We start from the raw sequence: 11,699 nt of genomic DNA, 5'->3' as shown, positions 1-11,699 counted from the left end.
AAACACAATGGAAAAACCCGAATTTTTCGTCACGCCGGGGTTTGGAGAGATGTTCCGCCAAACCCTGCGTTTTTCGACCGCTGTCAGGATCGGGAACCGGGTGGAGACATCCGGTCAGGGCGGCTGGAACGATGACCTGGAAATCCCCGAGGCGGTCGATGAAGAGATTGCTGCCGCCTTCCGTAATATCGAGCTCGTTCTGGCGAAGGCCGGGGCGACCTGGGATCAAGTGATTCACGTCAACACATACCATGTCGGCGGCTTTCCGCCGATCGTCAACGACACGATCGTCAAGTTGTACCGCCAGTACATGCCTAACCACGAACCGATCTGGACGCAGTTGGGGGTTGAAGCATTGGGCCTTCCCACGATGCGCTTCGAGATTCGCGTAACCGCAATCATTCATTGAACACTTATACGACAGAGCTGACTCGGATGCACTCCTCCAGTCACGCTGTCGCGGGAGACTTGACCAATGGCTCAACTAAATTCAGATCCTATTCTACTGATGGGCGGCACGGGCGCTATCGGTCGCCTGACTGCCCGCGCACTGCGCAACATATATCCCGAGGTTCCTTTGCTGATCGGCGGGCGCGATCTGGTCAAGAGCCGTGAAGCGGCTGGCGAGATAGGCCAGGCAGAAGGCGTTGTCATTGACCCGCGCGCCGACGATCTTGGTCTCGGAGATCGCAGGGTAAGCGCTGTCGTGGTCTTTTACGCTGACGACCGCTTGGCCGGCCTGCGCTTTGCCCAAGGCCGTAGGGTGCCGCATCTAAGCATCTCTTCGGGAGTCTATGAGATCGCTCCTGAAGTCGCCACCTATATGCATTCGCCCGGCGCCGCGGCGATCGTCCTGGGCTATGAGTGGCTGGTCGGCGCTACAACTATCGGCACGCTCGCATGCGCAAAAGATTTTGCAAAGATCCAAGAGATCAGAATAGGTGCTCTTGTCGACGAGCAGGATGGAGGCGGGCCGGCCGTTGCCGAGGATTTTGAGCGGCTGAGCCATATGATGCCGGCAGCTCTTACTCATCGTGACGGCAGCTATGTCTGGCGCAGTAAAGAGGGTGCCAAAGCGGAATTCCATGCAATCGATGGCGCCAAGGTGGAAGCAACTGGCTTCTCGTCCATCGATGTAGTTGGCCTGGCCGTAGCGACTGGGGCGCCGAACGTGCAGTTCAATATTGCGACGGGTGTCAGTTCGTCCCGTCGTCGTGGCGGGCCCAAATCGACTGAAATAATCATCGAGCTGGCCGGTGACGACCATGATGGCCGTCCGCTTCGCACTCGTCATGCGGTCTTCCATCCCGGCGGTGCAGCACACTTGACCGCCCTGGGCATCAGCATGATCCTCGAGCGGCTGGTCGGGCTGGATGGCAGTGCGCCGACCCCGGCAGGGTTGTATTTTCCTTTCCAGGTTCTCGATCACGCTACTTATCTATCCCGGTTGCGTGCGGAAGGCGGCAGCATAGTCTCGCTGGACGTCGGGCAACCTATGCGTCAATAAGAAAATTTAAGGCCATCCTTTTCAACACAGCCGACCAAGAGAGTCTATTGATCTATCCACACACTCCTCAGGGAAATGATGCCGACGAACATTTCGGCCAAATCGTCGCCGACCCCTATCGCTGGTTGGAAAACGATATTAGCCGTGACCTCGCTATTTCCGACTGGGTAGGTGCGCAAAATAAACTGTCTACTTCTTATCTGACGGAGCTTCCCGGACGGGCTGTCTTTCAAGAGCGCCTGGCTGCCTTGTTTGATCATGAGCGGCTCACCACGCCGGAAAAGCGGCGTGGGCGGTATTTTTTCACGCGTAACTCTGGGCTGGACAACCAAGCCGTCCTCTTCGTCCGCGAAGGTGTGGATGGTTCGGATCGTGTTGTCATCGACCCTAACGAATGGTCGAGCGACGGCGCCACCGCTCTGGCTGAATGGGCACCGTCGGAAGATGGACGCTATCTAGCCTATGCCATCCAGGAAGGCGGTTCCGACTGGCGCACGGTTCGCGTGCTCGAAGTCGATAGTGGCAAGGTCTTTGCAGACGAGATCAAGTGGGCCCGTTTCACGAGCATTGCCTGGACCACGGATAGCTCGGGCTTTTTCTACTCCCGTAATTCCGAGCCGGAAAAGGGCACTGAACTCCTGGCGCCGGTTAAAGGGCATGCGGTTTATTTCCACCAGCTCGGAACGAAGCAGGCCGACGACCGGCTCCTTTACACCCGGGAGGCCGATTTCCCGCTCATTCACACGGTAGAAGTCACCGCTGACGGGCGATACGCTGTGATTTATTCAACGGCCCTTACGGGTGGCAACGGGTTGGCGTTAGCCGACTTAAGTAGCCCGACTTGGCCAGTCAGGAGCTTTATCGATACTTTCGACCATGCTTGGGTTCTTATCGGAAACATCGGCACGACACTTTTCTTGCATACGCAAGACGGGGCAGAGCGCGGGCGCATCGTGACGACAGACTGTACCGATTCTCAAGCGGTGTTCCGTAAGCTCATCGCAGAGCGCCACGACAAAGTACTTAGGTTCGGTGCGCTCGTAGGTAACCGTCTCATCGTTTCTTATATGCACGACGCTAAAACTGAGATAGAGCGCTATAAGATCGACGGAACGGCAGATGGGGTCGTAGAGTTACCGGGCGTCGGTAGCGCCGGTGCCTTCCACGGTCGATGGGGCGATGACGAGGCCTTCTTTGTCTTCACCAGCCACGACGCGCCGACCACTATCTACCGCTATAACGTCTCTGACAATACCAAAACCACTTGGGCGCAGCCAAAGGTGGCGATCGACCTAAGCAATGTTTTGGTAGAGCAGCACTTCTATGCATCCAAGGACGACACGCAAGTACCGGTTTTTGTCGTACGTCGCGCCGATGTAACTGCTCCCGCAGCAACCATGCTTACAGCCTATGGAGGGTTTGGCATTTCCATGGTTCCCTTCTACTCGCCCGCTGTAATGGCGTGGGTAGAGCAAGGCGGAGTCTATGCGGTCGCGAACATCAGGGGTGGTGGAGAGTATGGCAAAGCCTGGCACGACGCCGGGCGCGGGCAAAACAAACAGAACTCCGTCGATGACTTCATCGCAGCTGGTGAATTCCTTAAGCGAAAAGGGTTAACGTCGCCGGACGGATTGGCCATTCATGGCGAGTCCAACGGCGGCCTGCTGATCGGAGCCGTAGTCAATCAGCGGCCCGACCTTTTTGCGGCAGCCTTGGTAGGTGTCGGTGTCCTTGACATGCTGCGGTTCAACCGCTTCACTGGGGGCCAGTTCTGGGCGCAGGAGTTCGGCCGTCCTGATCGCAAAGCGGATTTCCAGAATCTTTTTGCCTACTCGCCTTTGCATAATATCCGCCCCGGAACGCAGTATCCGGCCATTCTCGTCACGACGGCCGACACCGATGACCGTGTCGTGCCGGCCCATTCATTCAAGTACGTTGCGACCCTACAGTACTCTGATCTTGGTGCTCACCCACACCTGTTGCGCGTCGAAACCCGTGCGGGTCATGGCACGGGTAAGCCGACGGACAAGGCGATAGACGAAGTCGCGGACATGTGGGCGTTTGCCGCGCACTGGTCCGGTTTGGTCGTTGGCCATTCCGAGTGAGATTGCCAATCCTATATTCGTCCAAACAGGACACAACGGTTCTATCGTCGCTTGGGTAGTCGCCTTATCGTTGCTCTGAGATTCACCCACAGGAGCCATAACGATGAGTACGTTTACCACTAGCGACAACGTCACGCTTTTCTATAAAAATTGGGGCGAAGGCCAGCCCATTTTTTTCTCGCACGGTTGGCCGCTTTCGTCTGACGCTTGGGACAACCAGATGTTGTTCTTCGGACAACACGGGTATCGGGTCATTGCCCATGACCGTCGAGGCCATGGACGGTCAGAGCAGACTTGGTTCGGCAACGAAATGGACCGATATGCTGACGATCTTGCCGAGCTATTCGAGTTTCTTGATCTGCGCAACATCATCCTCGTTGGTCATTCCACCGGCGGTGGGGAGGTCGCGCATTATATCGGCCGGCACGGCTCTGAAAGGGTGGCAAAAGTCGTACTAGTTGGCGCGGTGCCCCCGTTGATGCTGAAAACCGATAGCAATCCACATGGCACTCCGATGGAAGCCTTCGATGGTATTCGAACGGGCACTGCTTCGAATCGGTCGCAGTTCTTTTGGGATCTGACCATACCTTTTTACGGCTTCAACCGGGAGGGTGTCACGATTAACGAAGGGCTTCAGCGGGCGTTCTGGTTGCAAGGCATGCAAGGCGGGATCAAGTCCCACTACGACTGCATTCGCGAGTTTTCCGAAGTGGATTACACCGCAGACCTAAAAGCCATCAATAACCCGGTGCTGTTTATCCATGGCGACGATGATCAGATCGTCCCGCTCGCTGCTTCTGCGGAGCTTGCTGTGCGACTCGTGAACGACGGCGCCCTCAAGATCTATCCGGGTGGATCACATGGATTGGCCCAAGTTGATGCTGATCAGTTCAACGCTGACGTGCTGGCGTTTATTCGCGGCTCGAATCGTGTCGTCGTTGGCGCTTAGCCTGCGTGCCGACTGCTGCTAGCAGGGCAAATCGATAGTGCTTACCGGGCTACGAAGTTACGTTGATATCTACGAAAAAAAGACAAGAGGAACTGGCAATGAAAACACGTTACGAGTTTATACAAGTCGATGATGTCGAGGTGTTTTACCGCGACGCAGGGCCTAGAGACGCTCCAGTAATTCTGCTCCTGCACGGTTTCCCGAGCGCGAGTCACATGTTCCGTGACCTGATTCCGTTACTGGCTGATCGCTTCAGGTTGATCGCACCGGACTTGCCCGGATTCGGCCAGACGAGGTCGCCTCCCCGCGGTGCCTTTGAGTACACGTTCAACAACCTCGCTGATGTAATCTCGGGTTTCACCGAAGCTATGTCCCTGGATCGATATGCGTTGTACGTCTTCGATTACGGTGCCCCGGTGGGTCTGCGGGTCGCCATGCGAAATCCTGATAGGGTGTGGGCGATCGTCTCGCAGAACGGAAACTCTTATATCGAAGGGTTTAGCGATCAATGGGGGCCTTGGGAGACATACTGGCGCGAGCCGAACGCGGCGAACCGGGAAGCCTGCCGAGAATCGCTCTCGCCGGAGGTCATTCGCAACTGGCAATACGGCACGGGTGCCGAGCCGGAACTCCTATCCCCTGACGGCTACGAACTGGACATTGCCTACATGGCACGGCCTGGCGCCGAGGAGATCCAGCTTGATCTGATTCTCGACTACAGAAGCAACGTCGCGCTTTATTCGGCGTTTCAGTCTTACTTTCGGGAGCACCTCCCGCCGTTGCTTGCGGTGTGGGGACGTCATGATCCCGCATTCGTGCCTGCCGGCGCTGCTGCTTACAAGCAGGATCTGCCGGAAGCCGAGGTTCGCCTCCTCGATGCAGGACATTTTGCCTTAGAGACGCACGCGCAACAGGTGGCCACCTTAATGCGCGCTTTTCTTGAACCGGTTGCCTACCAATCGCGACAGTTCGAGGCTCAATAGAAATCAAGTCGGCTGGCATGGTCGTCAGCCCCGATTATTTCGACAAATCATCGAGGTAATTATCATGACAAGACGTCATGTCTGGCGCCTGGCGCGCCGTCCTGCCGGTTCAATCGTTGCTGACGATTTTCAATTTGGCTCGGAGCCAATTCCCGAACTCAGTGACGGTCAGTTTCTGTTTCGCGTTCGTTACCTGTCACTCGATCCGGCACAGCGAGTTTTCATAGGCGATCAGGAACAGTTTCTGCCACCTGTCGAGCTTGGCGCTCCGATGTGCGGGCTCGTGGTCGGGATCGTCGAAGAAAGTAAGAAGGAAGGCATGGCGGTAGGCACAGTTCTGAGCGGCGCCGGTGAATGGGCTGACTATACCGTCAGTGACGGCAGCGGACTTACGGAGCTTCCGGCCTTCACGGGACTGAGTCTGGCGGAGACGTTCGGAACATTTAGTCTCGTAGGTCCCACTGCTTACTTCGGCCTACTGGATGTCACCCGCCCCCAGCCTGGAGAAACGCTGGTAGTTTCTGCGGCAGCCGGAGGCGTCGGCCAGATCGTCGGCCAACTCGGTAAGCTGAAAGGCTGTCGGGTGATCGGTATTGCCGGGGGCCCAGAGAAAGGTGCGTTCGTCACCGAGCAGCTGGGTTTTGACGCCTGCATCGACTATAAGTCCGTGAACGTGGGCGAAGCGCTGGATTATCTGGCACCCGAGGGCGTGGATATCTATTTCGAACAGGTAGGCGGCCCGATCAGAAACGCCGTCATGGAGCGCATGAAGATGTTCGGCCGTGTGTCTCTTTGCGGGATCATCTCCGAGTACAACGCCGTGGATGCTGATGCTCAGCCCAGCTTCTGGTGGACCATCATGATGCGACGCCTCACTATTCGTGGATTCATATTCGATGATTACCGAGCCCGTTTCCCGGAAGCCGTGGAAAACCTGGCTACATGGATGCAAGGCGGTTACCTCACGACAAGACAGGATATACGGCAGGGGCTCGAGAACGCTGTCTCGTCGCTGCAAGATCTTTATTCAGGGCGGAATTTCGGCAAGCTACTTCTCGAAGTGACACGCTAGCGTGTAGTTGCGGGCAGCTAAGTTGCTGCCGCACATGTAGGTTTTAACTGCTTAGTTCTTAAAGGTCCTGATATCTATGAAAACCCTCTTCTCAGACTACGATCTGTCGGGGCTGCGGCTCACTAATCGTACGGTCATGGCTCCAATGACTCGGTCGCGAGCGGCAGACACGGTTCCTGATGATGAAACGGCGCTGTACTACGCCCAACGTGCCGGTGCGGGTCTGATCGTCACCGAAGGCTCCCAGGTGTCTCGCCAAGGTGTCGGCTATCTGTTCACTCCAGGCATTCACACGCAGGAACAGTTAGCAGGCTGGCGCAAGGTCACGCACGCAGTTCATGACAAAGGCGGGAGAATATTCAGCCAGCTTTGGCACGTTGGTCGCGTCTCTCATACTTCCTTGTTTGAAAATGGCGAATCGCCCGTGGGTGCGACATCCAAGCGGGCCGAGAACACGACGTCATTCGCGTACGATGAAGCCGGGAACCCCGGCCCTGTACAAGCCAGCGCACCGCGACCGCTATCGGCCAGCGAAATTAAAAGCGTTCTTCAGGACTTTGCCAATGCGGCAGCAAACGCCATCGATGCTGATTTCGATGGGGTGGAGATACACGGTGGCAACGGTTATTTGATCGAACAGTTTATAAATGCCGGCATCAACGATCGGACCGATGAATACGGAGGCACGATCACAGGGCGGCTTCGCTTCGCGTTAGAGCTTGTTGACACAGTGGTTGATCGAATAGGTCGTGAGCGTGTGGGGTTTCGTATCTCACCTTTCAATCGTATTTTTGACATGCCTGCCTTCGATGGTGAGGAAAATACCTGGATCGCACTTGCGCAGGAACTTTCGAAGCGACGCCTCGCATACGTGCATATCAGCAATCGCGATGCATTGATTGAAAATGAGGATGGAAGAGAATTTCTGAGGCGATTCAGGCGAACATATACCGGGACGCTGATTCTGGCTGGTCAGTACACAAAGGAAGACGCTCAACAGGATATCCGGGAGGGCCTGGCTGATCTTGTCGCGTTTGGCCGGGCCTTCATTTCTAATCCCGATCTGGTTGAACGCTTCAAGAATGATTGGCCGTTGACCACGCCCGACCCAAGCACCTTTTACGGAGGAGATCAGGGGGGATATACAGATTACCCAGTGTATGAGGCCGCAACGCTATGAACGACTAGATACAGTTTAGTGACCTCTATTTGTCGAGGGTCACTGGATGAGAGATTCGGCACGTGCGCCGTAGCCCGACTCGGAACGCGGCAGTTTCCAACTTCTCGCGCCTAGGTTCATGATCGGTTAACTCGGCACGCTACACTATTGCATGAGACTTCCCAGAGTGGTACAAGTTGGGCGAGGATTTCGTGTTTAGTGTGGCGGAGCCTGTAGCGTGGAGATTGACCATTTGCATTCCAGGCCTCGCGCACCAGAGGGTGACGAGGTCGTCGAGTTTGGCCCGTTTAGCCTGTACATGGCAGGACGGCTGCTGCAGAGGAATGGGGTGGCTGTCAAACTCGGCAGTCGCTCGCTCGATCTTCTCATTGCTTTGGTCGAGCGGGCCGGCGACGTACTTTCCCGTCGAGAGTTAATCGCGCGGGCATGGTCGGGGCTAGTGGTAGATGAGGCCAACTTGCGCGTGGCCATCTCGAACCTTCGCAAGTGCTTGGATGATGGGAAAGACGGTGCGCGCTACATCGTCAACCTCCCTGGTCGCGGTTACACGTTCGTAGCACCCGTTTCTCAAGTGCGCCTCAAGTCGCCGTCTCCGAAACTCGAGATTGCCCGGTCTTCCGATGGGCGCTCTGCCAACCTGATGCAGGTTTCGGCGTTGGAGCATTCGTTGCCCCAGCGACTCGGGCGTCTCATTGGGCGTGACGGTTCGGTGCAGGAAGTTGGCCAGCTGCTCACAGATCATCGGTTTGTGAGCATCACGGGTCCAGGTGGAATGGGGAAGACGACCGTCGCAATTTCTGTAGCACATACGATGCTCAATGACTTTGGTGGCGCCGTGTTCTACGTCGACCTTGCCGCAGTCACTGACGCTCCGGTTGTTGCGAGCGCGATTGCTTCCGTGCTTGGGTTGAGGGTGCGGGTGCAAGATCCCAAGCCGAGCATCCTCGCTTTTTTTACTGCCCGAAGAGCTTTGCTCGTGCTGGACAATTGCGAGCACCTGATCGGCGAGATTGCGGCTCTTGCGGAGTGGCTTTATAAATCGGCGCCTCAAGCTCATCTACTTGCGACCAGTCGAGAGTTGTTGCGTGTCGAGGGCGAACATGTGCATATTCTTCGACCGCTTGATGTTCCATTGGCTGAAGAAGCGATGACAGCGTCGGGTGCGATGGAGTTTTCCGCAGTCCAGCTTTTCATGGATCGAGTCGCGGCAAGCGGGGCGCGGGAGACGCTGACGGATGAGACCGCCCTACTTGCTGTAGAAATCTGTCGAAAGATGGATGGCATTGCCTTGGCGATCGAATGGGCAGCGGGCCGGGTGCGCTCTTACGGTCTGCGCGGAACTGCGGAACTGATTAACAGCCGGTTCAATCTCCTCTGGCAGGGGAGGCGTAGCGCGCCCCCGAGGCATCAGACGCTCCAGGCGATGCTTGATTGGAGTTGCAACCTGATATCCGCGAGCGAGCGCCGTGTCCTGTACCGGCTGTCGGTGTTCGTAGGCCCGTTCCAACTGAAGGCGGCGCAGTGGATCGCAGCAGACGCGATCCTGACCCAAGCCGAGGTGCTAGTGGCAATTGAAAGCCTTGTCGACAAATCACTGCTGTCTTCATCAATATTGAACGGATCGAGTTATCTGCGTCTTCTGGATACGACGCGCGCGTACGCCTCGGAAAAACTGACGGAGTCGGGAGAGGTCGACTCCGTCTCGCGGACTCTTTCCGAGTATCTCATCGAGCAATTCAACCGAAATAGTGATCATGAGAATGAGCGTCGGGCGGCGGACCATGATGTGATGCAGGTCGGCAACGTGCACACTGCGCTTGCCTGGGCATTTTCCGAGACAGGTGATGGCGCATTGGGAGTTCGTTTGGCAGCGCTCGCCGCACCGCGTCTGTTGGAGTTGGCGCTGCTGGAGGAATGTTATCGCTGGTGTCACGCTGCGCTGTTGCAACTGGGTTCGCATGAGGGTTCGCGGACGCACCTTATCTTGCAAGAGGCATCGGCGATCTCCGCACTACTGACTCGAGGCAGTGGAAAGGAAGTCCGCAATTCGATCGAGCTTGCGCTGCGCCTTGCCCGGGACTTGAACGATCACGAACGCGAACTCGGACTGCTCACGGGACTGCATATCTTTATGATCGAAGTCGGTGACACCAAGGGGGTGGTCGAAGTGAGCAAGCGCAGTATTGAGCTGGCGCGCAGGGTCAACTCTCCGGCAGGCATCGTCATGACTGAGTGGATGCTCGGTTGTGCGTATCACTTGGTCGGCGATCAAGCGGGCGCGCTACGCCACATCCAAGAGGGCTTCAAGCAAGCTGCGGCGTGGGGGGTGACGAAGGTCGGTATATATGGTTACGCACATCGCACACGTGCGCTCATCGTCCTGGCGCGCGCACTCTGGCTGAGCGGCGCCGTAGACCGTGCAGCCCAAGTTGCGCATCAGGCGGTACAGGAAGCCGAGCAGAACGAACAGCCGGTGAACGTATTCGTCGCCGAATTGCTATACGCGTCGACGGTTTTCGTGTGGCGGGGAGACGTAGAGGAAGCCGAAGTGCTCGTGAGCCGTCTCGTGGAGCATGTCGGTCGTTACCCGTTTGGTCCATGGGCGGCCTTCGGTATTGCTATGTCAGGCGAAGTGGCTTTGCTGAGGGGGGAATTCCATGTGGCGGCAAACAGGCTCCGCGAGGCGTTAGGTACATTGCAGGCGGAGAAACGTCTCTTACTCACGACGACGCTCGGCCGATCGATGTCGGAGGCCCTGCTCGAATGCGGTGAAATCCTGGAGGCGGAGGCTTTGATCTCCGCGGCTCTGGAAGGAGCCGTGGCGCGGCATGAATCATTCGACATGCCTGAGCTGTTACGTACGCGCGCGCAAGTCGGGGTTGTTTCCGGTCGGTTGGATTCTGGCGCGGCCAAGACAATGTTGCGAAATTCGATTGAACTTGCAAATAGTCAAGGCGCGCTCAGTTTGGAATTGCGCTCCGCCATGGCTTTAGGCGCACTGCTTGCAAACGAGGACCAGGCTGATGAAGCCTACGCGATCCTAGCGGCGGTTTACGGCCGCTTTAAGGAAGGGCACGAAACACGCGATCTGAGAACAGCCAGACAGTTCATCGAAGCCTGGCGTCCGGTCGCGAGGGAAGAGCGGGTTTCTGATTGACCTCGCGGTTTACACGGCTTTAGTGCTGTCGTGGCTTACGCCGACTGGAATTTCGATAAGCGTTGGTTGCCTGATTCGGTAGAATTCCTTGTGTTACTCCGCTCCTACCGAGAAGGCGGCTGTGTCTTCGGTCGTTTTCAAAGTCCACGAGCCCGACTGGCGGAACGAGCTGGCAGAGGCATAGGTATCTTCCATGAACTGGAAATAAATCATCTTTCCGTCACGGACCTTGGCGAGGATGGAAAACGGTGATGTGAACACGTCGCCCATAGTTACGGATCGGTAGGTAAATTTACCAAAAATCGCGACATCTTCGCCGGAAGCAATTTTATCGGTGATAGCAAAGTCTTCGATTTTCCAGTAGTGCCCGACCTGCATGAATACGCTGCTGTAGGCCTTCGGACCCTTGTTTGTACCGGTCCAAGGCAGGATTTTCTTAAGTTCCGGATTGTCGAAGTTAAGAGAAACGTAGGTTGCGTTTGGAGCGACCAATCGCTTCGCGGCAGCTTCAACTTTGTCAGGCGTGGTATTCGACAGGAATTCCATGACAACCGACAGTGAGGCTGCAGACTGCGCGTCGCCAATCGACTGTGCTTTGGCTGGGAGGACGAATGAAATTGACGCGATGGACATACTAGCGGCGAGCGCAATTACTGCGGCGGCCGATTTGGTTTGAATAATCGTGATCATGAGCGTTCTCCATTTAGGGGACCAATGGTGTTACTCAACGTTCGTCGGTCAATACT

General features: G+C 56.4%; 9 protein-coding genes. 8 read left to right on the top strand and 1 reads right to left on the bottom strand.

Annotated elements, in window-relative coordinates; translation table 11 throughout:
- Nucleotides 1-7 precede the first annotated feature (7 nt).
- From ACIY1O_RS03705 to ACIY1O_RS03670, 8 genes are all read left to right on the top strand, one after another.
- Nucleotides 8-409, top strand: coding sequence for a RidA family protein (locus ACIY1O_RS03705; RefSeq protein ID WP_397473731.1), 402 nt, complete (start codon nt 8-10; stop codon nt 407-409).
- Between the two features lie 66 nt (nt 410-475).
- Nucleotides 476-1,507, top strand: a complete 1,032-nt coding sequence (locus tag ACIY1O_RS03700) for an NAD(P)-dependent oxidoreductase (protein ID WP_397473730.1) — start codon at nt 476-478, stop codon at nt 1,505-1,507.
- 47 nt (nt 1,508-1,554) lie between these two features.
- The gene (locus tag ACIY1O_RS03695) at nt 1,555-3,612 is read left to right on the top strand and encodes a prolyl oligopeptidase family serine peptidase (protein WP_397473729.1); all 2,058 of its coding nucleotides are present in this window, start codon (nt 1,555-1,557) and stop codon (nt 3,610-3,612) included.
- A gap of 103 nt (nt 3,613-3,715) precedes the next feature.
- Nucleotides 3,716-4,561: an alpha/beta fold hydrolase gene (locus ACIY1O_RS03690; RefSeq protein ID WP_397473728.1), complete on the top strand. Its 846-nt coding sequence runs from the start codon at nt 3,716-3,718 to the stop codon at nt 4,559-4,561.
- 98 nt (nt 4,562-4,659) lie between these two features.
- Entirely contained in the window at nt 4,660-5,544 is an 885-nt protein-coding gene (locus ACIY1O_RS03685) for an alpha/beta fold hydrolase (RefSeq protein WP_397473727.1), read from the top strand.
- Nucleotides 5,545-5,608: 64 nt separating this feature from the next.
- The gene (locus ACIY1O_RS03680; RefSeq protein WP_397473726.1) at nt 5,609-6,616 is read left to right on the top strand and encodes an NADP-dependent oxidoreductase; all 1,008 of its coding nucleotides are present in this window, start codon (nt 5,609-5,611) and stop codon (nt 6,614-6,616) included.
- Between the two features lie 76 nt (nt 6,617-6,692).
- Entirely contained in the window at nt 6,693-7,796 is a 1,104-nt protein-coding gene (locus ACIY1O_RS03675) for an alkene reductase (RefSeq protein WP_397473725.1), read from the top strand.
- A 217-nt stretch (nt 7,797-8,013) separates the two neighbouring features.
- Complete coding sequence (locus ACIY1O_RS03670) at nt 8,014-10,953, top strand: ATP-binding protein (protein WP_397473724.1); 2,940 nt, start codon at nt 8,014-8,016, stop codon at nt 10,951-10,953.
- 93 nt (nt 10,954-11,046) lie between these two features.
- Here the strand turns inward: ACIY1O_RS03670 and ACIY1O_RS03665 are convergent, their stop codons facing one another.
- The gene (locus ACIY1O_RS03665; RefSeq protein WP_397473723.1) at nt 11,047-11,643 is read right to left on the bottom strand and encodes a nuclear transport factor 2 family protein; all 597 of its coding nucleotides are present in this window, start codon (nt 11,641-11,643) and stop codon (nt 11,047-11,049) included.
- Nucleotides 11,644-11,699: the final 56 nt, after the last annotated feature.

The organism is Pusillimonas sp., assembly GCF_044464525.1.
Taxonomy (GTDB): Bacteria; Pseudomonadota; Gammaproteobacteria; order Burkholderiales; family Burkholderiaceae_B; genus Pusillimonas.
Note: the sequence above shows the minus strand (reverse complement) of the source record. Positions and strands in the feature narration are given on the sequence as shown.